This is a genomic window from Flavobacteriales bacterium, assembly GCA_016699575.1.
Taxonomy (GTDB): domain Bacteria; phylum Bacteroidota; class Bacteroidia; order Flavobacteriales_F; family PHOS-HE28; genus PHOS-HE28.
In genome coordinates, this window is record CP064979.1 from 957419 (window position 1) to 980267 (window position 22849).

Consider the following 22849-nt stretch of genomic DNA (forward strand, 5'->3'; position numbering starts at 1 on the left):
CGTTGGTCCCCGCATGGCCGCTTCGCACCCAACTACCTTCACCCCCGCACACCAGAATGCGCATTCGCGCGTTGTGCCTTCTCACCAACCCTATCCGCTCCCTGATATGAACGTTCCCATCCTCTGGGCCGACGACGAGATCGACCTCCTGCGCCCCCACGTGCTCTTCCTGCAAGAGAAGGGCTACGCCGTGGACACCGTGAACAACGGCATCGACGCCGTTGACAAGGTGAAGGCCAAGGAGTACAGCGCCATCCTGCTTGATGAGAACATGCCCGGCCTCAGTGGCCTGGAGACCTTGCAGAAGATCAAAGCCTTCGCGCCCCAAACGCCCGTGGTGATGATCACCAAGAGCGAGGAGGAACACATCATGGACGATGCGATCGGCAGCAAGATCAGCGACTACCTGATCAAGCCGGTGAACCCCAACCAGATCCTGTTGGCGCTGAAGAAGCACATCGACGGGCGCCGCCTGGTGAGCGAGAAGACCAACACCAACTACCAGCGCCAGTTCGGGCAGTTGAGCCTTCGGATCAGCGACCGCCTGAGCATACAGGAATGGAAGGAGCTCTACAGCGACCTGGTGCGCTGGGAGCTGGAATTGCAAGGCGGCCAGGACAGCGGCATGGTGGAGATCCTGCGCAGCCAATGGAACGATGCCAACGAAGTCTTCTGCCGTTACGTGGGCGACCGATACATCGACTGGGTGAACGGCAAAGGCCAGGACATCCCGCTGCAGAGCCACCAGTTGTTCCGCACGAAAGTCGCGCCGCACCTGAAGGACGGGCAGCCGCTCTTCATGGTGCTCATCGACAACCTGCGGCTGGACCAATGGCGCATCCTGGAACCCATCATCGGCGAGTACTTCCGCGTGGAAGAGCAGGACGTGTTCTTCAGCATCCTGCCTACCGCCACGCAATACGCCCGCAACGCGCTCTTCGCCGGGGTGATGCCGAGCGAGATCGAGAAGCGCTTCCCCGGCAAGTGGATCGGGGAGGAAGAAGAGGGCAGCAAGAACGCGCACGAGGAAGAGTTCCTCGGCGACCAGTTGAAGCGCCTGGGCAAGAACGTGAAGTACAGCTACCACAAGATCACCAACCTGGCGCAGGGCCGCAAGTTGGCTGACACGCTGGACAATCTGATGGGCAACGGCTTCAACGCCATCGTGTACAACTTCGTGGACATGCTGAGCCACGCGCGTACCGAGATGGAAGTGATCCGCGAGCTGGCCGAAGACGAACCCGCCTACCGCAGCCTCACCAAGAGCTGGTTCGAGCACAGCCCGCTGCTGGACATCATCAAAGGCATTGCGCAGCGCGGTGGCCGCATGGTCATCTGCACCGACCACGGCACCGTGCGCGTGACCGAACCCACCAAGGTGGTGGGCGACCGCAACACCACCAGCAACCTGCGCTACAAGCACGGCAAGAACCTCACGTACGAAGCGCGCGAGGTCTTCGCCATCAAGGATCCCGCGAAGGCGTTCCTGCCGCGCACCAACGTGAGCACGGTGTACGTGTTCACGCGCAAGAACCAGTACTTCGTCTATCCGAACAACTACAACCAGTTCGTCAACTTCTACCGCAACACCTTCCAGCACGGTGGCATCAGCATGGAGGAGATGATGGTGCCGGTGGCGTACTTGACGCCGAGGTGAGCAAGGGCGTTCAGCCCAAGTGACAAAGCACAAGTGTCAAGTGCCAAGGCGCAAGGCAGAAGCAACACTCTCGTCATCCAGAGGAGTCCCCGACGAGGGATCCCGCCTGAACCCGTGGTGTAACGCTGGCGTGGCCCAGCTCTCCCGTCATCCCGACGAGGAACCTGTCCTGACGAAGGAGAGAAGGAACCCCGCCAGGACCAATGGCACATAGCTGGCGTAGCCGGATCCCGTTGTGTCCGAACATCACGCGGGATCCCTCCTTCGCCGGGATGACCCAACAATGGCGTTGTGCCGGGCAACTCAAGTCCTTGCCCGCCGAGCCACCATTGCGTGCACCACATAGAGCAGCCCTGGCACCGCGAGCCACAAGAACTGTGGCCGCAACAAGTCGGGGCGCAGCACCAACAGGCCCGCGAGGCTGAGCACGACGAGCGCACCACCAAGTAGTTCCCACTTGTACGCCAGCGCCAGACCGATGCTCGTGCACACGGGGAAAAGCAGAAATGAGAGCATGTCCGCCTTGTTGTTGAACTCCCATGCGTTCGGGCCGTTCGCGTCGCCAGAGAGGTGACCGAAGAGCATGAACAACAGGAAGCCGAGCAACAAAGTGCCGGTGACGCGGGCTAACCAGTACACCGAACGTTCGGCGAAAGATGCGTGTGCCATTCGGACAAAGATGCGCCAGCACTGCGATCGGGCAACACTGTAAGAACCTGCTTGGGATCTCTTGAACGCAGGGCTCCAAGGCTATTTTCCGTTCAGGCGCATCCGGAATATCATCGCGTAGCGGTGCCTACGGGATCATTTTCCGGCGAAGCATGGGCGGAAAAGAGACCGGAGAGCGGGTTTGAAGAGATGCCAAACAGGCTCTAAGACCGGCTTGGCGCCAGGCCTTCTCCACAAGAGGTGCCCATGGCCTCATCGGAGGTTTCCCTTGACCTCCGTCCCCCTGCACCGACACTTTTTCCTCAACGCTGCGATTTGCACAACTCACGGGTGGCGGTCTTCGGTGGCCCATGCAGGCAGGTACTTTGCACTCGCCCGGCGGGCATCCGTTCCATGAGCCAACTTCCCCTGATCGCCGTGTTCCGTGGAGGCTACACTGGTGAAAGCGTCATCAGCATGCAGAGCGCCAAGCGCATGATGGACGCCATCGACACCACGCGCTTCCAACCGCTCTACATCACGGTGGCGCGCGACCAATGGACCTGCGCCACGGCGGAGGAACGGCCAAAACCGCTGGACCGCGGAAAGCTGTCCGTGATCCTGGACAAGGAGATGCGACCGTTCAGCGCAGCGCTCATCGCCATCCACGGCGCTCCCGGCGAAGACGGCAAACTGCAAGGGTATTTGGACATGCTCGGCGTTCCATACCAGACCGGTGGTGTGCTCACCATGGCCGTCAGCTTCAGCAAGTTCAGCACGGTGAGCCTGCTGCGGCAGATGGGCTTCAAGGTTGCGCCATCAGTACTGCTGCACCAAGGCACGGCGCACAGCACCGAGAGCATTTTGGCTGAAGTCGGCCTGCCATGCTTCGTGAAGCCCGACGAAAGCGGCAGCAGCTTGGGCATCAGCAAAGCGAAGACCCGCGAGGACCTTGCGCCCGCGTTGGACAAAGCCTTTGCCGAAGGACGTACCGTGATGGTGGAAGGCGCGGTGACCGGGCGCGAACTCACGTGCGGCGTGATCCACCTGAACGGCACCACCACCGCCCTGCCCATTTGCGAAGTGCGGCACACACACGAGTTCTTCGACTACGAAGCGAAGTACCACGCCAAGGACACCGAGGAACTGGTGCCTGCCCCCCTGCCCGATGATGTGACCGCCTTGGTGCAGGAGCGCAGCCGTCGGATCTACGAAGCACTTGGCTGCCGTGGCATGGTGCGCGTGGACCACATCTGGACCGGCACCGAGCTCTGCACCATCGAAGTGAACACCACGCCCGGCTTCAGCGGAGCGAGCATCTTCCCGAAGATGTTGGAGGTTGCGGGCATCGGCGTGGCCCCTGCGGTGAACGGCCTCATCGAAGGCATGCTGGCCGGGCGTTGAACACCCCGGCCCATGCGGGCGCTAGCGTAGTTTCGACCGCTGAAAGGAGATCGTATGAACCCCATCCCAGAGCCCATCACGCTACCAGCGCACAGCCTGCATGTGGGCCTGTTGCTCGGGCCCGGGTTCGCCGGTTGGTGCGCGCACGAACGCAGCAGCGGCAAACTGATCACGCTGCACACCGCCTTCCGCGCTGAGCTGCCACATACCGATCTGATACCACGCGAAGCAGCTTCAGCCTCGTGCGTGGTACTTCCCGAGTGGAGCATCCTGGTGCCCGAAAGCGCGTTGGTGCCCGGTTCGGAGGCTGTTCACTGGGGAGCATCGTTCGGACGCGAGCCGCTGGGCACGTTGCGAACGGAAGGGCTGGAACTGTTGGATGCGCAAACCATCCACACGCACGATCCGGCCATGGAACGCTCGGCACATTCCTTCTTGCCGCACGCGCGCACACTCAGCCTTCAAGCCCTGTTGGTGCGTGCCGCCATGGCACAGCGCACCGACCGCGACGTGCTATTGGTGCACTGCTCCACCGACCGCATCGATGTGGTGCTGGCGGTGCACGGCAGCATCCTGCTCAGCAACACCTTCCCGGCACGCACACCGGAAGACGTGCTGTATTTCGCATTACTGGCCGCCGAGCGTTGCAAACGCAAGCCCGAGGAACTGCAACTGCTGCACGCCGGTCCGCTGGCACACGACCGCAACGTAGTGCTGCTCGAACGTTACTTCCAGCATTGCGCACCCGCAACTGCGGCGACCACACCGGGCCAGACGAACGCACAGCACTGGTTGGCGCTAACGGAACAATTCGCATGCGTGTAACGAGCGGCCGCTTCAAAGGCAGGAACATCCGCGCGCCGAAAGACCTCAGCGCCCGGCCCACCACCGACTTTGCCAAGCAAGCGCTCTTCAACATCCTGCAGCACAGCGTGGCCATGGAGGGCATCCGTGTGCTTGACCTGTTCGCAGGTACTGGGGCCATCTCGCTGGAGTTCCTTAGCCGCGGTGCGGTGGAAGTCATCAGCGTGGACCATGACGAGAAGGCCTACCGCCACCTGCAACGTTCGGCGCGCGACGCTGGCATCGATGCGTGGCGCTTGGTGCGTGTCGATGCGCTCACCTACTTGCGCGCTGCACCCGGCCCGTTCGACATCGTGTTCGCCGACCCGCCTTTCGCCATGGAAGGCGTGGACAAGATCCCGGGCATGGTCTTGGACAGTGGGATCCTTGCGGAGGACGGCCTCTTCATCTTGGAGCACAACCGCGATGTGAAGACCGAAGCCTTGCCCGGCTTCACCAAACACCGCGACTACGGCACCGTCCACTTCAGCTTCTTCAAACCCGTCACCCGATGAGCCAGCGCATCGCCGTCTTCCCCGGTTCGTTCGATCCCGTCACCATCGGGCATGCCGATATCGTGGCCCGCGCCTTGCCGCTGTTCGACCAAGTGGTGGTGGCCATGGGCGTGAACACGACCAAGAAGTACACCTTCCCGTTCGAACAACGCATGCAGTGGCTCCGCGAGGTCTTCGCACCGCACCTCTCCGTGGAAGTCACGCATTTCGAGGGCTTGACGGTGGACCTGTGCAAACGGCTCGGTGCAGCGTTCATCCTGCGCGGCGTGCGCAACGGCACGGACCACGACCATGAGCGCACCATCGCGCTGATGAACAAACAACTGGCGGGCGTGGAGACCATCTTCCTGCCCGCCGCAGCACAGCATGCGCACGTCAGTAGCACCATCGTGCGGGAACTCCATGCCAACAAAGCGGACATTACTGCGTTCTTGCCCAAGGGAATGAAGCTCTAATGCGCTCTGCCTTCGTTATAGGTTGTTGGTTGTTGGTTGCCCGGCTGTGCGGGGCGCCCTGCACCATCACGTTGGAAGCATCGGACCATATTGGACAAAGCGCCGTGCTCTACCGCTACGCGGATCTTTTCAGCATGCGGCGCGAGGTGCTGGCCGTGGGCGAAGTGGACGGCACCGGCAGCGTGACCCTCACCGGCGAAGTGGCGGAGATCGTGAAAGGACAGATCCGCGTCGGCATGGACGTGGCCGAGCTTTTCCTGAAGCCCGGTGCGCAGTACACCATACGCCTGCTGCCGCCAGACCCTGCTGCCGGGCGTTCGATGAGCGGCGCACACCTGCGGCCCATCGAGTTCCTCGAACTGGAAGGTCTCGATATCAACGCGCTGACCAGCGACCTCAACGGCCACCTCGACATGTTCCTGATCGAGGACCTCGCCACGGACCAAGAGGCCGGCATGCAGGCGTTGGACCTGATGCGGAAGGAGGGCTCCGTGAAACCCGACAGTGCGCAACGTCCGGCCACGCTCTTCATCACCCCCGACCTCAGCGACGCCAAAGTGGACAGCTTCGAGCAGAAGCTACGGAAGTACTACGACGGGGTGAACGACCCGTGGTTCGAGGCGTACATGGCCAATGCCGTGGCCGGGCTGCGCTTCGGACCGAACGCCAACGACAGCGTACTGTTCGCTCGTACGTTAAAGGACAAACCCGTGCGCTACAACGATCCGGAGTACGTCCGCTTCTTCCTTTCATTCTTTGAAGACCACTTGATGAGCAAAGTGTTCCCGCGTTCCGCCAATGCCCTGGTGAGTGTGGTGAACAACGCATCTGCTGACAGCCTTCACCTGCTGCTGCGGAAGAGCGAATACCTGCACGACGACCGCCTGCGCGAACTCGTGATGCTATCGGAACTGCACGGCAATTACCACGGCAAGACCTTCCAGCGCGCTGGCATCAAACAACTGCTGGAGCGGACAGCCCGCAGTTCAGTGTTCAGTGAGCACCGCACCATTGCCACCAACCTCTTGTGGGACCTGACGAGCATGGCCAACGGCGACACCCTGCCGAGCATCATGGCCTGGACTTCCACCGGTGAAAAAACGGAGCTTGACACGCTGCTCACCGAAGGCCCCATCTATCTGGCCATCACCGCGAGCTGGTGCACCTATTGTGAATTGGAAATGAGCGCCATGGAGAAGCTGCACGCCGAATACGGCAAGGTGGTGCGTTTCATCACCCTCGACATCGACGGGACCACCACCAGCTTGGAAGCGCAGAAGCGGCTGCACCCGCAACGCACATGGACGCACCTGCTCGCAGCCAATGACCCGCTGCTCATGGACAAGCTTCGCCTGCGCACCGTGCCAGCATTCTTCCTGCTCGATGGCCGCACGCTGAAGCACTCACCGGCCAAGGCACCCAGCGCGGGCATTGCCGCGGAGTTCCACCGCATTGTGACTACCCAGCCGCAGGAAGGAGGAAGGAGGGTGTGGGATGAGTGAGGCTGAACTTCCTCTGATCAACCCGGTCATGCACCAACGCATCCAAAGGCTCCGCTGCGTAGGGCAGCTATTCTTGAGCGCGCTTCTCATTTGCGCTCATCACGGCTTGGTGGCGCAGAGCTCCGGGGAGCGTAAAGCTGTGCCGTTCAATTATCCCCTCCTTCCGGAACAAGTCCTGAATCCCGAAAGCGCTTCTCCGGAAGGATGGCATCTCATTCAGGTCGCGGAGGGCGACTTGAACAACGACGAGAGACCGGACTTCGTAATCGCAGTCCAATATCAGGACTCGGTAGTCCATATGCGCCCTGATAGCGGTTTCTCTTCCGCTCAGCCGAAGGTCCTAGCTGTGTATTTAAGCACATCCGAGAAGGAGTTCTCATTGCTAGAACAGAGCAACTCCTTCCTTCTTCGAGCTGATGAGGGCGATATGATGTCTCCGGAACTTGAACTCCGCTTCGCGCAGGACACGTTGCATATCCTGTTCCAGTTCACGCGCAGTTCGGCGGACTATTCATTCCAATTCCGCGAGGGTCAACTCGAATGCATACGTTTCAACAACGGCGGTGTATCAGGGGGCAGGCTTCATTTCCAACGCATGGACCTCGTGCGCAATACGGCGTTACTACAAGAGGGAGAGATCGACCAAGACGATTTCGATCACGAAGAGGTTATCCAGATACCTCCACACCCGGCCCTCACGATCGGTCGATTGGGGATGCCGTTCAGAACCGAATTGGCACCGCGGGTCTGGCTCTAGGGAGAACGAGCCGTCCTGCCGGGCGGACAGCTGGAGAACTGTGAGCTCTACTCCTCCAACAACCTGTGCATGTCGGCGATGAGCCGGTCCACCTCCTTGGTGTTGGTGCCGTCGTAGAAACCGCGCAGGCGGCCTGCGGTGTCGGCCAGCACGAAGTTCTCGGTGTGCACGAAGTCGTCGGGGCCGCCGTCGCCTTCGTCAAGTGCGGCGAACCAACTGTTGCGCGCGAGGCGGTAGATCTGGCGGCGGTCGCCGGTCATCAGGTGCCAGCGCCGCGGGTCGGCCTGGTGGAGCTTGGCGTACTCGGCCAGCACGGGCACGCTGTCCATTTCGGGCGTCACCGAATGCGAGAGCAGAACTACGCGGTCATCGTCCTTGAAGGCCTCCTGCACACGCACCATGTTCATGCTCATCTCGGGGCAGATGCTGGTGCAGGTGGTGAAGAAGAAGTCGGCTACGCGGATCTTGCCGCGCGTATCGGCCAGCGTGATGGTATCGCCGTTCTGGTCGAAGAGGTGGAAGTCGAGGATGTGGTGCTCGTCCTTGGTCTGCCGCTGGCGCTTCTCCGTGAGCCGCACATCGAGGTCGGCCGGGTGGATGACGGGCAGTTCGTCGCTCGGTTTCAGGAAGCCGAAATAGATGACGAGCACGGCGGCAACGGCCACCAGGGCCAGCATCAGCACGCGGGTCAACAAAGGCGACTTCATCGTTTCCAATAGTACTCGTAAGCCACCGAAACAATGGTGCGGTACAGCGGGGCGCGCACGCCGATCTCGCGGTCGTGGCGTAGGATGAGCTCCACGGAGCTGTTCTTCTCCTTGCCAAGTTCCCATTGCGCACCGAGGTCGTAGCGGATGCCCGCGAAGTAGTTGCCCTTGTACCAGATGCCTGTGAAAGTCTCGCAGCTCACGTACGGGTCGATGCGGAACTTCTTGGTGCGCCAGCTGATGGCGAAGCGGTTGCGCCACACATCGCGTAGGCGGTACACGGGAATGAACTCGTGCTGGAAGGTGGTACGGAGCGAACCTTCGAAGCGCTTCCACTCTCCTTGCAGGGTAACGGCCCCATCGAGGCGATAGCTGTTGCTGCTGTATGCGTCGCGGATGTTGTAGCGGTGGTCCATGCCGAGCCTGATCCACTTCTTCAAGCGGTAACGCAGGGACAGGTTCAAGTAGAAGGATTTGCCGTTGCCGAGGTTTTCATTGCTGCGGTAACCGGTCTCTAGGGCAGTGCGGAACTTCTTCCGGAAGCCGGTTTCACCCGGCCTGCCCGGTAGACTGAAAGGTCGCGTTTCCAGTGCGATGCTCGTCCACAGCTCAAGGTCGCGCTCGGGTTTCGCACGCGGCTCTTGGGCGCGCGCGACCAGCGCCGTGCACATCAACAAGACGAGCAGCGCAGACCGGAACATCACCACTTCTCGATGTTGAACGTACCGGCGTCCACCACCTCCTTGTTGTCGCCGATCTGCACGGTGCGCTTCACCGCTTCAAGGCCGCTGGGGCATTCGTTCTGCGGGCACTCGCTATAAGTGAAGATGGTGTAGGTGCCTTTGCGCAACCAACTGAACACGAAGGTGCCGTCCGGGTCGGTGTCCACATCATCGTCAAAATAGTCGTTGTCGCCGTACACGATGTAAACCCTGTAATCAGGCGTGTAGTACTCGTGGCCGTTGGGCTGTCCCGTGTTGTCATCGTACTCCACGGTGTACACGCGGCCGCGTATCTCCGCCTTGCCGCCGACGCCTTCCTCCTTCTTGCAGCCCGCGAGCAGCATGGCGCAGGCACCCATCATCACCAGTGAAGCCTTCATGAAATGCAGGTTAATGCGGCGAATGTAGAAGGGGGAGGTGCATGGGATAGGTCCATCGGATGCGGCGATACCGAATATCCACTGCGATGCTTGGAGGCGTTGTGGGACTCATCCCCCTGCCCCCTTCAAAGGGGGACAAGCACGCGCAACCCAGCCGCACCCGGCGAGCGAACAAGCACGCGCGGGCTCCTTGCCTGGGCAGCGCATTAAGGCCGATGCGGTTGAACCCTATGCGTAGATGCCCCTCACCTGCTCGGCGTACTTGGCAAGTATCTGCTTCCGGCGCAGGCTTAGTTTGGGGGTCATCTCGCCGCCGTCGATGCTCCACTCCGTCGGCAGCAGGGCGATCTTCTTCACCTGCTCCCAATGGCCGAGCGGCGTGCACACCTGCTCCACGCTCTTCATGATGCGCTCCGCGATGCGCTTGTCCTTGATGATTTCCGCCGACGTGGTGTAGGGAATGCCCTTCAGTTCGCAGTAGTCCTTGAGGAAGGCGAAGCTGGGCACAATGAGGGCGGCCGGGAACTTCTCGTTCTCGCCGATCACCATCACCTGCTCGATGAAGCGCGAGGCCTTGAGCATGTTCTCGATGACCTGCGGCGCGATGTACTTGCCACCGCTGGTCTTGAACATCTCCTTCTTGCGATCGGTGATGCGCAGGAAGCCGTCATCGAGCACCCCGATATCGCCGGTGTGCAACCATCCGTCGGCATCGAGAGCAGCGGCGGTGAGTTCCGGCTCCAGGTAGTAGCCCATCATGATGTTGGGGCCTTTAGCCAGGATCTCGCCGTCCTCGGCAATTCGCACCTGCACGTTCTTCAAAGGACGACCCGTGGTGCCGAAACGGAAGCCATCGTTCTTCTCGCAGTTCACGCTGATGACGGGTGAGCTCTCCGTGAGGCCATAGCCTTCCATGAGCGGGATGCCTGCTGCGTTGAAAACGCGGGCCAGACGCGGTTGCAGTGCGGCACTGCCACTGGCCACCACCCGCACCCTACCGCCCAAAGCAGCCTGCCACTTGCTGAAGATGAGCTTCCGTGCTACAGACAACTGCACATTGTACCACCAACTGCGGCCGTGCACTTCGTAACGGTGGCCCAGGTCGAGCGCCCAGAAGAACAGCTTGCGTTTGATGCCCGAGAGCTCCTCGCCCTTGCCCACGATGCGGTCGTACACCTTCTCCAGCACGCGCGGCACGGCGGTGAAGACGTGCGGCTGCACTTCGCGGATGGCATCGCCGAGGTTGTCCATGCTCTCCTGGAAGCGGATGCTGACGCCCGCGTACATGTACAGGTACATCAGCATCCGCTCGTAGATGTGGCTGAGCGGGAGAAAGCTGATGCACAACGCCTCGTGGTCAACCGGCAAGCGCTCGATGCTGCCTTCGATGTTGCTGAGGATGTTGCCATGCGAGAGCATGACGCCCTTGGGCCTGCCCGTGGTGCCGCTGGTGTAGATGATGGTGGCGAGGTCGTCCCGCTTCACCGTATCGCCGTATTGCTTCAGCAGGTTCTTGTCCTGGTCCTTGGACAAGTCGCGCACTTCGCTCCAGTGGCGCACGCCGGTCAGCTGGTCGAAGGTGAAAAGGTGCTGGAGCGCGGGCGACTGCGACTGCGCGTGCAGGGCTTTGGCGTGTATCTCGGCATTGCTGCTGAAACACACCTTGGTGCCGCTGTGCTTGAGCACGTAGGCATAATCCTCGGCGCTGGCGGTGGGGTACAACGGCACGTTGATGGCGCCCATGCAGAGGATGGCGCGGTCCACAATGCACCACTCGGCGCGGTTGCCACTGGCAATGGCCACTTTGTCGCCGGGCTTGATGCCCAAGGCCATCAGCCCCATGGCCACCTGCTCGCTCAGTGCGATGAGCTCTTGGGTGCTGTACGTCTTCCAAGCGCCATCGTGCTTGCTGCCGACGGCATCCTGTTTCGGGTACTTCTCCAGTTGCAGGAGCGGTATGTCGAAGAGGCGTCGGGTTTTCATCGGTTTCTCCTTCGTGCTGGGGTCGGGTAAAGTAGAACGCCCGGCGGAACACCTCACGAACCAGATGAACTATTCGAGTACATTCGACAGACCAAAACGGGCCGTGACATGACTTCTAGACTTCTGCACCAACTTCTCGTTGGCATTTTCGCGCTGACCGCATGCACGGGGGGGCTCGCTCAACACGATCAGTGGGCGCTTGGCGCCCAACGATTGGTTTTCGGACCGACAGGACCAGTGCCAACGCCATTGCCATCGCTGCCTGGCAATGACCCGTTGGAATATCATGGTGCAAAAGCCCAATTCGCACAACAGCTGATATGGGACCACGAAGGCAACCTGGCGGCTTTCATTATCGATGGGAACATATACGACGAAGAGGGGTACCTGATAGCGGACTCATGGTCGCCGATCCCTTGGCTCGGAACGGAATACCCACCGACGAACTGCACGGACTGCGTGCCGAGCGGTACAACGGAAATCGTGATAGTCCCTATACCTGGTCAGTGTTTCAAGTTCCTGATCTTCACCACACGTATCGGCGATGGTGAGGGCGTCATCTTGGTGCCGCCGAGCTGGGGCCGCCACTTCGTTTCCATTCTAGACCTAACCGAGAACAATCCTCACTTCGACCCTCTCATGTTTCCCGGTCGGAAAGGAGCGCTGGCAGACCTCTCTTCGATTTCGTACTACGATGTTGCGAGCGTTTGCTCCGGCGGTTTCTTCGGGCCGTCCTTTCAGGTTGGGGAGCTCCAGTACCTGAATCCCCTGTCCGACGTTGCCATGTCGCTACACATGGACGCAGTGGACCTTGGTTGGGATCAGGAGAAATGGCTTTTCGTAACCGATGGTTGGAAGTTGAAGCGATACAAGATCGGCCTAGCTGCTCTGGAAGAAATGCTGCCGCAGCAGATCATTGTTCTAGGAACGGACTTTGAAGGCAACCGCTATCCGCAAGGCGAGCTTGAGGCGATATTGAAGGACTCGGAGTTGCGCGTTGCGTTCACGAGCAAAAGCGGCACAGCTGGGGGCAACACTTTGAGCCGTATATCCTACAATCGTTACGACCTGTCCGGGACACCGCTATCGACTGATTGGATCAACGTCTCCAACTTCCCCGATTACGAAAGCTGCCTCCGCATCAACGGACTGGAGTTCTCTGAGAATGGCGACTACCTGTACTACTTACGGAGTGAAGACCCTGAGTTGGGCTATGTAGACCTTTCGACGCTGACCGTCGTGCCGCTAACCGGCATTGACATGTTCGACCATCGCAACAGTGAACTGGAAAGCGATGAATATGGAGGGGTCGGTGGTCCCCCTCCGTTCAACGGCATGTATGCCATGGCCCCTGATGGGCGACTGGGCAGGTTGGAGTTGACCAACACGCCTGCTGCTGTGACCTGGGACCCGGATTACCTGCAATTCGGTCTGGGCGATGTTGCAACAAGTTTCTGGGTGGATTACGCTCCTTCGATCGTGCCTCAGTTCAATTCCGATTGCCCCAACAGCTACCACCTCCTGACTTCCCAAACTGACAACTTCACCCCTTATCCTCCGGACCTTCCTGTAGTTTGCTGTGAAGACCTCATAGCATATAAGGGCTATGCGGTCAATGTAACTGCGGGCAGCACGGTCTGGGCGCCCGGTGGCAACCCATTCGGCAACACCATCGGCGACGCTTATGTGATGGGTGACTTGATAGTGCCGAACGGCGCAAACCTCACCATCAACAACATGACCCTCCGCTTCGAGGCGGGCGCCCGCCTGATCGTTGAGGCTGGTGCATACCTGTTCTGCAGCGGCTGCACCCTCACTACCGCATGCCCCGGTCGCTGGAAGGGCCCCGAAGTACGCGGCAACAGCAACCTTGCCCAAACACCCTTCAGCAACCAAGGCCGCTTCCAGACCCTCAACGCCCTTGTCGAGAATGCAGAGGTGGGTGCATTTGTGGCCAAGCGGAATGGCAACGGAGGTTTGGATCCAGCGGGTTACCGGGGCATTGTGCAATCATCCAACACCACTTGGAAGAACAATGTGATCGACGTGCAGATTCCTAGCGCCAACGGGGCCGGCTGGACAACCTGGAACCAAACGCGATTCCAGAACTGCGATTTTCTGACCGACCAAGGCTGGCCCGATGCGTGGTTGCCTTACGCACACGCTTGGCTCCGCGACTGCGGCGTGATCCGCTTCACCAACTGCAGGTTCAGGAACACGAACACCACCTTCGTTGGGCAGGATCGTGGCTTTGGCGTGTTCGCTGCATCGAAGGCAGGACCCCGAGTGATCGGCAACAACAACCCGGCCGTGAGCTTTTTCGAGGGCCTGTGGTGCGGAGTGGCCGTCGCCAAGCACCGCCACTATTGGGTCCGCAATATGGACTTCCGAACAAGCCCGTACGGTATCGTTGACTTCGGCCCAACCCATGGCGAAGTCACTGGCAACACCTTCAACATACCTGAACGCGGTGGGCAAGGCCCTTCTCCTGTGGGCCTGCTGCTCTACCAAACCGCCAATTACGTGGTGGAAGACAATCTTTTCCAGAGCAGCGCGCCCGATGCCAACGCCGGAATCGCCTTCTGGGGTCCGTCCGAAACGCAGAACCGGATCTACAACAACAACTTCGAGCACCTAGCGCTGGGCACTTACGTGATCGGCGACCATCAGGATGAGCAGAACGTGAACGTCATTGGGCTGCAAAAGCTCTGCGGCGACTACACGGACAATAACGTGGACTATGGCATGGCCTTCGGATCGGCCATAGGCGGGGAGCAAGGGGATGCCTTCAACCAACTCGCCTTGGCTGGCAACCGATTCTTCAACACCCCCGATTGCAGCAACAACTTCGACATGGCCTTCGTGAACCCGCAGCCCGGCAGCTTCTTCAACTACAATCGCCACGATGACGCGGATTGCGATGTGATCTGTGAGGATCCGTTGTACATGGCCGATGTAGTACCCTTCACGGGACTAACGTTCGACGAGGCTCTTCACTGTGCTGGTGGATTTGGAGACGGCGGCGGCATCAACATCGTGAACGTTACGGCTGACATGAAGGCGGCCAAGACACAATTCGAGAGCGCCTTGGCGCAATACAACGGTACCGTGAACGGCGGCAAGGGTGCCGATCTACTAGCGCTGATCAACCAAGAGAGTCCTTGGTTGTCCAGCCATGCGTTGCGCGATTCGCTCCTGGCGAACCACCCATTGGGCGAAGAAGTGTTGTTGGCCATGATCCACCGGGAGGAACCCATGAACGGTTGGCATATCACGCAGGTGATGTTGCAGAACGCAGTGGTAGAGGGTGGTGTGGTGGAGACTCTACGAGGAAAGGAACTAGTAAGCCCGTACCAGATGGCGCTGATCGAACAGGCCCAAGCCAGCGGCAATACCAGTATTAAGGATGTGCTGGAAGACGAAATGCACGAGCAGGGGAACCGGCACTACATGGCGCAGGTGAACTGCCTGCGCTACTGGATGAGCGACACGGTCACCACAACAGCCGAAGACAGCATTCTGATGGTGCTGGAACACGGAATAGGCACAGGAGGGCGTCTGGCATTACTACTCTACCACCTAGAGGGGGGCAACTGGAGCGACATGGAACCCATAATGCTTGAGCCGTGGTACCTCGAACACAAGCACACCTATCTCAGAGACTACGTCAGTAGTATGCGCAGTGCGTTCGGTGACCCGGAGCAGCTCAGCATTGCTGAAATACAGCACTTTGAGCTGATCACTGGAAGTAGCGATGCCGGTAGTGGTTTGTGCTGGGGAACGCTGTTGGAATTGGACAAATGGCGGGACTTGCCGGAACTTGATATTCCTTCGGGATGGAGGACGATGAGCCACAATGGCCCAATGGTCTACCCCCTGAAGAGCACCGTTGAATTCAGGGTGGACCCGAACCCAGCAAGTGGAACAGCTTGGGTGAGTTGGGACAATGATATGCTGATAGATCGCTTGAGCCTGTACGGACCCACCGGGGCACTATTGGCAGAGTATCGAACGAGCGATGGCGCGGCGCTGTTCGAGTTAACGGTCAATGATCTTCCGGCCGGACTGTATCTCTTACGCGGCACTAGCGAGGGGGTAGTGGTTGGGGAGCGAAAGCTCACCGTGGTCCGTGAGCAACGATGATGGTCATGCGTTTCAGAGGACTCGGCGTATACTTTGTCGCAGTGGCATCATGTCCTTGCTTGTCGCAAGGCACGTTTAACGTAGTACAGAACTATAGCCTTTCCATAGGCTCCTTGGATGCGGGCGGTGCGATCGGGCGTTCGGTGTACGAGACCGCAACCGGGTACAACGTGGTTGGGAGCGCAGTGGTACCCGGTAATCTCGGAAAGCCCTTCGTGACTTTTTTCGATACGGACGGGGCTTGTGTCGGACAGGAACAGCACTACGGAGCATCGCCATACGACTACGACCATGGTTATTCAGATCCCGTTTGGAGCGAAGATGGCCTGAAGAAGGTTGTGATGACCGAGTTCGAGTCTGGCAACTTCAGTTACTCCAGGCAAATACTGGTGGCCTACAACGACCTTGGCGACACTGCCTACACGCACTCGCTCATTGATACGGGCTACATGGGAATGAGACAAACCTGCATCTTGTCCGACGGCCGGGTAGCTGCATGCGGGTTCAGCGACCCGGACTCCGTTCCTGCTCGTGCACTGTTGCTATTGGCGGATACGCTCGGACAGAACGTGGAGGCTATCACATACGCGAACACCGTAATGGCCCTAGGCGTCAGGCCGCTGATGCCGAATGGCGCGGTGCTCAGCGGATTTGTTGCGGGCGTGAGCGATGGATTGTGGGTAATGCGACTGGACAGCGCAGGAAACACCCTGTGGAGAAGGAATTTCGGGGGCAGTCAACACGCCTATGACAATGTCAGCGCCATCCAGACCCAGGATGGTGGTATTGTGGCCACGGGCAGTTTTATGCCCCTGCCGGGTAGTTGGAATTCACCACAGTGGAACTACTTCCGCAAGTGGGACATCAACGGCAACGTGCAGTGGAGCAAGCAATACAACCAAGCGCAAGACGCGACTACGTTCGACATTGAGGAATTGCCAAACGGGGATCTGGTGGCCAGCGGTTCGGAGAACACCCATTGGGGATTGCTCATTAAGTTGGAACCTGATGGAGACCTGTCTTGGCTTCGACGGTACACCTACTACACCAGCAACGGTTCCCAGCACGGGCTCTATGATGTGGAACCCACCAGTGACGGAGGTTTTGTTGCTACTGGGGTTTCTAGGCAAGGAGTCAGTGACAGCCTTCCCGGCCTTCAGATGGTATGGCTACTGAAAGTGGACAGTGCAGGCTGCTTGGTGCCTGGCTGCGGCAACATAGGCGTGGAGGAAGTGGCCTTGGGCCTGGAAAATGCGCTGAGCGTGTACCCCAACCCGGCAAGGGACCAAGCACAGGTGATGTTGGACCTGCCACAAGACCTTGAGGTACGCGGTGCGCTGCAGCTTGTGGTGGTGGATGGCCTTGGCCGCACGGTGCTTGAAGTACCGGTCGGCAATGCCCGGACCTTGCAACTTGAACTAGCAGGCTTGGCGGCCGGTGTGCACTACGTGCACTTGAGGGATGAAACACGGTGGTTGAGCGGGACGAAACTCGTTGTGGAGTAGTCCATCACTCCACCGCCTCCGCATACTTCCGCACATACTCCTCCACGCTCTTCGCCTTGTACTGCATGATGAAGCGCGGGTGCTCCAGCGGCACGATGCGTTGGAAGAAGCGGTGCTCAGCGTTGAGCTCTTCGAGGAACTTGAGGTTCTTGCCCGTGCCGATGCACAGCACCTTGTCCGTGCGCATGCCCGCGTCCACCACATTGCGGATCCATTGCGCGGCGAAAGGACGGATGGCCTTCATCAGCGCGGGGTCGTCGTAGTAGTTGAGGTTGATGGGCGTTCCCTTGGGACCGTCCTTCACGAAGCCGAGCGGGCAGATGGCGCTGACGTACACGCGGCGGTAGAAGACCTGCGCCCCACCGGCAGCGCGCACCGCGCGGTAGAAGAAATCGCTGCTGGGCTCGTGGGTGCGGATGCCGTTGACGGTGATGCCAAGGTCGCTTTCGCAGCGCTTGGTATCGGTGAAGCAAAGGCCGGTGCTGCCCGCACCCAACCGGCCGGGGTTGATGCCGAGCATCAGTAAGCGCGGATCGTCATCGGCGAAGAGGCTGGTGTGGAAGTCGCGGACGATGCGGCGCACTTCGGTGGCATGCTCGCCGTTCATCGGGTCCAGGACGCCGATGTCCTTGGGCAAGCGCACGCCGCTGAGCGAGGCGTTTAGGACGAGCGGCAGCAGGCGGTGAGCGAGCATTGGACAAAGATCATGAAGTCAGGCACCGCAGATGAATGCAACCACGGATGAGGATGATACGGATGATAAACGCGCGGACGACCATAGAGTTCGGTCAGGTCGTCCATATCATCATCATCCTCTTCATCCGCTGATGAATTCGAACTACTTCGGCGCGGTGCGGTGGATGTAGATGCCCAGCAGCAGGAAGATGGTGTTGGGTATCCACACGGCGATAACGGGTGCCATGCCGGCGTTGGTGGCGGCCACGGTGGTCATCTTCATGGCGAAGATGTAGAGCACGGCCAGCACGATGCCCAATGCGATGTGCAAGCCCGTGCCGCCGCGCACCTTGCGGCTGGCGAGCCCCACGCCGATGAGGATGAAGACGTACGTGGCGAAGGGATAGCTGGTGCGCTGGTGCATCTCCACTTCGAAGAAGGCCGTGTCGCCGCCTCCGCGGGCGCGCTCAGCAGCGATGAACTCCGCCAGCTGCGGCGTGCGCATGGCGGCGGCGTTGCCGGGGCGTTGGCCCACATCGCTCGGAACCAGTGCGAGCGCGGTATCGAGCATGGCACCCCGCGTGATGCTCTCCTTGCCGCCCTCGATGGTGCGGATGTAGTAGTCCTCGACTTTCCAGTGGCCGGTGAGCGTGTCGTACGTGGCGCGGTCGGCGAAGAGCTTCCAGCGAAGGGCGTTGCCGTCCCACTGCTCCAGGCTGAAATGGAAGCCGCGCTTGGCCTGCGCATCGAAGGTCTCGAAGTAGGCGATGCTGCCGGGGGTGATCTCGCGGTGGATGTTGCTCTCGTCGATGAAGAAGGTGGCGCGGATGTGCTCCTCCTCGAAGGCGAGGCGCACCTTGTTCGCATCGGGCAGCAACGTGTGGTTGACGACCAGCGCCACGATGGTGAGGAAGGTGCCGCTGACCATGTAAGGCCGCAGGAAACGGTTGTAGCTGACGCCGCCGCTAAGCATGGCGATGACCTCGCTGCGGTGCGCCAAGCGGCTCGTGCACAGCACCACCGCAATGAAGATGAGCAGCCCGCTGAAGAGGTTGGCGTAGTAGATGATGAAGTTGACGTAGTACTGGCTGACGATCTCGCCGAACGTCGCGGTCATCTCGCTGAAGTCCTCGGTCTTCTCGCTCACGTCGAACACCACGGCAATGGCCATGATGACGGCGAGGATGAAGAAGAACGTCCCGAGGAAGTTCCGGATGATGTACCTGTCGAGGGAGGTGAACACGGAGGGACGAAGATGGTGCTTCGCTGCGCTCGCACTGACGAGGAATGAACGGTTCCAAGTGACAAAGCCCAAGTGTCAAGTGACAAGGTTCAAGGGGGAGGGGAAGACATATGTCACAAGTCTCAAGTTTCAAGTCCCAAGTACAAACTGCGAGCCGCTGGCCAAGAGCGCTGACCTTGGTCGACGCGCGACGGAGCCCACGGCCAGAGGCTAATGGCTACGAGCCTGAGTTCATACGTTGCTTCAGCACGGGCAAGAGCTGTGCCTTCCACGACATGAACGAGCCATCGAGGATGCGGGTGCGGGCTTCGCGCATCAGGTCCAGATAGAAACCGAGGTTGTGCAGGCTGGCGATCTGCGGGCCGAGCAATTCGCCGCTTTGGAAGAGGTGGCGCACGAAGGCCTTGGTGTACGCGGTGTCCACCCAGGTATTGCCTGCCGTGTCGAGCGGACCGTGGTCATCGGCCCATTGCTGGTTCTTGATGTTGAGGATGCCGTTGCGGGTGAAGAGCATGCCGTTGCGTCCGTTGCGGGTGGGCATCACACAATCGAACATGTCGATGCCGATCGCGATGTTCTCCAGCAGGTTCCACGGCGTGCCCACGCCCATGAGGTAGCGCGGCCGGTCCTTCGGCAGGATGTCGCAACAGAGCTCGGCCATGGCGTACATCTCCTCCTCGGGCTCACCCACGCTGAGGCCGCCGATGGCATTGCCCTCCCGGCCCTGCTGCGCCACGAACTCGGCGCTCTGCTTGCGCAATGCGGGAAAGGTGCTGCCCTGCACGATGGGGAAGAGCATCTGATGGTGGCCGTACATGGGCACGGTGCTGTCGAACCGCGCAATGCAGCGCTGCAACCAGCGGTGCGTCAGGTGCATGCTTTTCTCGGCGTAGGGCAGCTCGCAGGGCCATGGCGTGCACTCGTCGAAGGCCATCACGATGTCGGCTCCGATGGTGCGCTGGATGTCCATGACACCTTCCGGGGTGAAGAGGTGGCTGCTGCCGTCGATGTGGCTCTGGAACTTCACCCCTTCCTCGGTGATCTTGCGGATGTCGCTGAGCGAGTGCACCTGGAAGCCGCCGCTGTCGGTGAGGATGGCACGGTCCCAGCCGCTGAACTTGTGCAGACCGCCAGCATGCTCCATGACTTGCGTACCGGGCCGCAGGTAGAGGTGGTAGGTATTGCCGAGGCAGATCTGCGCATCGAGGTCCTCACGCAGGTCGCGCGGGTGCACGGTCTTCACGGCGCCTAGCGTGCCTACCGGCATGAAGACAGGTGTTGGTATGACGCCGTGGTCGGTGCGCAGCTCGCCCACGCGGGCCTTGCTCTGCGGGTCGGTGTGTTGGAGGGTGAAGCGGGACACGGGCGGCGAAGATGCAACGGGGGTTGATGCTCCGGCCATCGGGTTAGCTTCATGGCCTCAATCGTCCGCCATGCTGAGGAACTTTCTCTTCCTGTTCGGGGTGCTGTGCGCCGGACTCGTGCACAACGCCTCCGCGCAGTTGGTGTTTGTGCCGGACATCAACTTCCGCGCGGCGCTGAACAACCGCGTTGCCGGGCTCGTTGATGCCAACGGCTACATCGATACACAGAGCTTCGCAGTGCAGACGGCCGTGGTGTTAGGAAACGCCCAAGGCGTGAACCCCTTGCTGATCGATTGGACCCCTGCGGACCTCACGGGGCTGGAAGGACTTGTTGCGCTCTATTCGTTGGCTATTGACGGTGAGCCCGGCACGATGCCGGTCGTGACGTTGCCAGTGTTACCCTCCTCATTGCACCACGTGCACTTGCGAGAACTGTCCATTAACGTGTTGCCTGCGTGGCCAGCACCGTTGGAAACTTTCGCGATGATCGATATCGATGGAATGGCGGGGCTTCCTCCGCTCGCGCCGACCTTGACTGCGTTGCACCTTGAAGGCTGCGATCAACTCGCGGTCTTGCCCACCCTCCCTAGCGGCCTTGATGAACTGTCGCTCCGGAACCTCGCGCTCCTTACAGTTATCCCGAATTGGCCGGTGAACACCACCGCGATAGAATTGGATGGATTGCCCGCACTGGCCCAAGTACCTTCGTTCCAACCGACCGACAACGGGCTTGTGATCGCATTCAGGAACCTTCCGGTGGCTCAATTGCCTGCTTGGCCTCAAGGGCTGGAGGAACTCACGCTCATGGACCTTCCGAATGTGGTCTGCCTATCCGCGCTTCCGAACAGTTTGCTTGAACTGAATGCCGGCTGGGATTTCAATTACTGCCTGCCGAACATTCCACCGAACGTTCAGGTTTTCCTTGGAGGATTCCAGGTCGGCGTGGGCAATTCCTGGCTCTGCACGCTTGTGAACTCCAATTGCCCGCCGGGGGCACCCGTGGCCATTGGGAGTGTCTTTCTGGACAGTAATGGCAATGGGCTGTGCGACAGTGGTGAGTTGCCGTACACGCAAGCAAGCCTGGCCACAAGCGGTACGGTAGCAGGCCCTGCCACCGATGGCACCTACTCCGTTACGCTGCCCATCGGCTCCCATGCCATCAGTTGCATCCCGAACACCGCATACGTCAGCAACATCGCGCCTGCAACACATACAGCAACGTTCATCGGAGTGGCGGAAGTGGACTCGTTGAACCACTTCGCCATCACCCTGCAGCCGAACATCCAGGACCTGGTGGTTGACCTCACCCTGCTCACCCCGCCCGTGCCAGGGTTCTACAGCCAGGCGAGGATCAGCTACATCAACGCAGGCACACAGGTGGAGAACGGTTCCGTCACCTTGATCCACGATGCCCTGCTTGCCTTCTCCAGCAGCACACCTTCACCCGACAACGTGAACGTCAATGTGATCACGTGGAACTTCACGCAATTGCAGATCGGCGAGCAACGGGCCATTGATCTGCTGCTCTACACCCCGGTCGGCACCCTGCTGAGCACGGTGGTTTCGCACACAGCTGTTGTCGACCCATCGCCAACCGACGAAACACCATCGAACAACAGCAGTTCTTCCGTCACCGATGTCGTCGGCAGCTACGACCCCAACGACAAGGCCGTCTCCCCGACCGCCCTCACGCCTGCCCAAGTCGCGGCAGAGGAGCGCCTCACCTACACCATCCGCTTCCAGAACACCGGCACCTGGCCGGCTACGCGCGTGGTGCTAACCGATACCCTGAGCACCGACCTGCAATGGAACACGATGCAAGAGATAGCTGCCAGCCATGCGCACACGTGGCACATCGCCGATGGTGTGCTGCACGTGGTGTTCGACAACATCATGCTGCCCGACAGCAACGCCAACGAGCCCGGGAGCCACGGCTTCTTCAAGTCCAGCATGAAGCCGGTGAGCACCCTGATGCTGGGCGATGCCGTGAGCAACATCGCCAACATCTACTTCGACTTCAACGAGCCTGTCATCACAAACGCGGCCGTCTTCACCGTGGACAACAACGTGGCCGTGGCCGAAGTGCCTCACAACGGCTTGCACCTGAGCCCCAACCCCACGAGCGATGTGCTTACCGTACGGCTGGACGAACCCGCCGACCGCGCCGCCGTGCATGTGATGGACGTGACCGGTCGCACGGTGCTGAGGGCCACCATGAGCGGCACACGATTGCTATTGGACGTGGAGACGTTGCGGGCAGGGAGCTACACCGTGCGGGTGGGGGAAGGGATGGTGGGGCGTTTCGTGAAGAGGTGAGGATGTGAATGAGCGCTTGCGGATCTTCGG

Annotated in this window: 18 protein-coding genes; 10 read left to right on the forward strand and 8 right to left on the reverse strand. The window is 60.1% G+C overall.

Going from position 1 to position 22849, the window contains the following annotated elements:
* Positions 1-106 precede the first annotated feature (106 nt).
* Entirely contained in the window at positions 107-1657 is a 1551-nt protein-coding gene (locus IPJ76_03990; GenBank protein QQR87394.1) for a PglZ domain-containing protein, read from the forward strand.
* Between the two features lie 303 nt (positions 1658-1960).
* Here IPJ76_03990 and IPJ76_03995 read toward each other — a convergent pair whose 3' ends face one another.
* Positions 1961-2326 carry a hypothetical protein gene (locus IPJ76_03995; protein ID QQR87395.1) on the reverse strand — a complete coding sequence of 122 codons (366 nt, stop codon included), beginning with the start codon at positions 2324-2326 and terminating at the stop codon, positions 1961-1963.
* A gap of 393 nt (positions 2327-2719) precedes the next feature.
* Between IPJ76_03995 and IPJ76_04000 the strand changes: the two genes are divergently transcribed.
* The 6 genes from IPJ76_04000 (at position 2720) to IPJ76_04025 (ending at position 7781) form a co-directional block, all read left to right on the forward strand.
* On the forward strand, positions 2720-3709 hold the full coding sequence (locus IPJ76_04000) for a D-alanine--D-alanine ligase (protein ID QQR87396.1): 990 nt from the start codon (positions 2720-2722) through the stop codon (positions 3707-3709).
* 54 nt (positions 3710-3763) lie between these two features.
* On the forward strand, positions 3764-4534 hold the full coding sequence (locus tag IPJ76_04005) for a DUF3822 family protein (protein QQR87397.1): 771 nt from the start codon (positions 3764-3766) through the stop codon (positions 4532-4534).
* Positions 4525-5067, forward strand: a complete 543-nt coding sequence (gene rsmD / locus IPJ76_04010) for a 16S rRNA (guanine(966)-N(2))-methyltransferase RsmD (protein ID QQR87398.1) — start codon at positions 4525-4527, stop codon at positions 5065-5067. The genes IPJ76_04005 and rsmD overlap by 10 nt, the downstream gene beginning before the upstream one ends.
* A complete protein-coding gene (gene coaD, locus IPJ76_04015; GenBank protein ID QQR87399.1) occupies positions 5064-5522 on the forward strand; it encodes a pantetheine-phosphate adenylyltransferase in 459 nt (152 codons plus the stop codon). The genes rsmD and coaD overlap by 4 nt, the downstream gene beginning before the upstream one ends.
* Before the next feature lie 134 nt (positions 5523-5656).
* A complete protein-coding gene (locus IPJ76_04020) occupies positions 5657-7024 on the forward strand; it encodes a redoxin domain-containing protein (protein ID QQR87400.1) in 1368 nt (455 codons plus the stop codon).
* A 28-nt stretch (positions 7025-7052) separates the two neighbouring features.
* Positions 7053-7781: a hypothetical protein gene (locus IPJ76_04025; GenBank protein ID QQR87401.1), complete on the forward strand. Its 729-nt coding sequence runs from the start codon at positions 7053-7055 to the stop codon at positions 7779-7781.
* Between the two features lie 47 nt (positions 7782-7828).
* Here IPJ76_04025 and IPJ76_04030 read toward each other — a convergent pair whose 3' ends face one another.
* The 4 genes from IPJ76_04030 to IPJ76_04045 all read right to left on the reverse strand — a co-directional run bounded on the left by IPJ76_04030 (position 7829) and on the right by IPJ76_04045 (position 11573).
* The gene (locus IPJ76_04030; protein ID QQR87402.1) at positions 7829-8488 is read right to left on the reverse strand and encodes an SCO family protein; all 660 of its coding nucleotides are present in this window, start codon (positions 8486-8488) and stop codon (positions 7829-7831) included.
* Positions 8485-9189 (reverse strand): DUF2490 domain-containing protein, encoded by a 705-nt coding sequence (locus IPJ76_04035; GenBank protein QQR87403.1) that lies wholly within the window; start codon positions 9187-9189, stop codon positions 8485-8487. The genes IPJ76_04030 and IPJ76_04035 overlap by 4 nt, the downstream gene beginning before the upstream one ends.
* Positions 9189-9590 carry a hypothetical protein gene (locus tag IPJ76_04040; protein QQR87404.1) on the reverse strand — a complete coding sequence of 134 codons (402 nt, stop codon included), beginning with the start codon at positions 9588-9590 and terminating at the stop codon, positions 9189-9191. Before IPJ76_04040 ends, IPJ76_04035 begins: the two co-directional genes overlap by 1 nt.
* 228 nt (positions 9591-9818) lie before the next feature.
* Positions 9819-11573 (reverse strand): long-chain fatty acid--CoA ligase, encoded by a 1755-nt coding sequence (locus IPJ76_04045; protein QQR87405.1) that lies wholly within the window; start codon positions 11571-11573, stop codon positions 9819-9821.
* Positions 11574-12356: 783 nt separating this feature from the next.
* Here IPJ76_04045 and IPJ76_04050 point away from each other — a divergent pair.
* Positions 12357-15716 (forward strand): hypothetical protein, encoded by a 3360-nt coding sequence (locus IPJ76_04050; protein QQR87406.1) that lies wholly within the window; start codon positions 12357-12359, stop codon positions 15714-15716.
* A gap of 59 nt (positions 15717-15775) precedes the next feature.
* Entirely contained in the window at positions 15776-17221 is a 1446-nt protein-coding gene (locus IPJ76_04055; GenBank protein ID QQR87407.1) for a T9SS type A sorting domain-containing protein, read from the forward strand.
* Between the two features lie 4 nt (positions 17222-17225).
* Here IPJ76_04055 and IPJ76_04060 read toward each other — a convergent pair whose 3' ends face one another.
* The 3 genes from IPJ76_04060 to tgt all read right to left on the reverse strand — a co-directional run bounded on the left by IPJ76_04060 (position 17226) and on the right by tgt (position 20541).
* Positions 17226-17915, reverse strand: coding sequence for a DUF4918 family protein (locus IPJ76_04060; protein QQR87408.1), 690 nt, complete (start codon positions 17913-17915; stop codon positions 17226-17228).
* A gap of 144 nt (positions 17916-18059) precedes the next feature.
* Complete coding sequence (locus IPJ76_04065; protein ID QQR87409.1) at positions 18060-19139, reverse strand: LptF/LptG family permease; 1080 nt, start codon at positions 19137-19139, stop codon at positions 18060-18062.
* A 217-nt stretch (positions 19140-19356) separates the two neighbouring features.
* Positions 19357-20541 (reverse strand): tRNA guanosine(34) transglycosylase Tgt, encoded by a 1185-nt coding sequence (gene tgt, locus IPJ76_04070; GenBank protein ID QQR87410.1) that lies wholly within the window; start codon positions 20539-20541, stop codon positions 19357-19359.
* 31 nt (positions 20542-20572) lie between these two features.
* Here tgt and IPJ76_04075 point away from each other — a divergent pair, with 31 nt between their 5' ends.
* Positions 20573-22819, forward strand: coding sequence for a DUF11 domain-containing protein (locus IPJ76_04075; GenBank protein QQR87411.1), 2247 nt, complete (start codon positions 20573-20575; stop codon positions 22817-22819).
* Positions 22820-22849 lie beyond the last annotated feature (30 nt).

Bases quoted from the DNA above. Each gene is read 5' to 3' on its own strand.
- IPJ76_03990 (QQR87394.1), top strand. From the start codon at position 107: ATGAACGTTCCCATCCTCTGGGCCGACGACGAGATCGACCTCCTGCGC.
- IPJ76_03995 (QQR87395.1), bottom strand. From the start codon at position 2,326: ATGGCACACGCATCTTTCGCCGAACGTTCGGTGTACTGGTTAGCCCGC.
- IPJ76_04000 (QQR87396.1), top strand. From the start codon at position 2,720: ATGAGCCAACTTCCCCTGATCGCCGTGTTCCGTGGAGGCTACACTGGT.
- IPJ76_04005 (QQR87397.1), top strand. From the start codon at position 3,764: ATGAACCCCATCCCAGAGCCCATCACGCTACCAGCGCACAGCCTGCAT.
- rsmD (QQR87398.1), top strand. From the start codon at position 4,525: ATGCGTGTAACGAGCGGCCGCTTCAAAGGCAGGAACATCCGCGCGCCG.
- coaD (QQR87399.1), top strand. From the start codon at position 5,064: ATGAGCCAGCGCATCGCCGTCTTCCCCGGTTCGTTCGATCCCGTCACC.
- IPJ76_04020 (QQR87400.1), top strand. From the start codon at position 5,657: ATGCGGCGCGAGGTGCTGGCCGTGGGCGAAGTGGACGGCACCGGCAGC.
- IPJ76_04025 (QQR87401.1), top strand. From the start codon at position 7,053: ATGCACCAACGCATCCAAAGGCTCCGCTGCGTAGGGCAGCTATTCTTG.
- IPJ76_04030 (QQR87402.1), bottom strand. From the start codon at position 8,488: ATGAAGTCGCCTTTGTTGACCCGCGTGCTGATGCTGGCCCTGGTGGCC.
- IPJ76_04035 (QQR87403.1), bottom strand. From the start codon at position 9,189: ATGTTCCGGTCTGCGCTGCTCGTCTTGTTGATGTGCACGGCGCTGGTC.
- IPJ76_04040 (QQR87404.1), bottom strand. From the start codon at position 9,590: ATGAAGGCTTCACTGGTGATGATGGGTGCCTGCGCCATGCTGCTCGCG.
- IPJ76_04045 (QQR87405.1), bottom strand. From the start codon at position 11,573: ATGAAAACCCGACGCCTCTTCGACATACCGCTCCTGCAACTGGAGAAG.
- IPJ76_04050 (QQR87406.1), top strand. From the start codon at position 12,357: ATGTCGCTACACATGGACGCAGTGGACCTTGGTTGGGATCAGGAGAAA.
- IPJ76_04060 (QQR87408.1), bottom strand. From the start codon at position 17,915: ATGCTCGCTCACCGCCTGCTGCCGCTCGTCCTAAACGCCTCGCTCAGC.
- tgt (QQR87410.1), bottom strand. From the start codon at position 20,541: ATGGCCGGAGCATCAACCCCCGTTGCATCTTCGCCGCCCGTGTCCCGC.
- IPJ76_04075 (QQR87411.1), top strand. From the start codon at position 20,573: ATGCTGAGGAACTTTCTCTTCCTGTTCGGGGTGCTGTGCGCCGGACTC.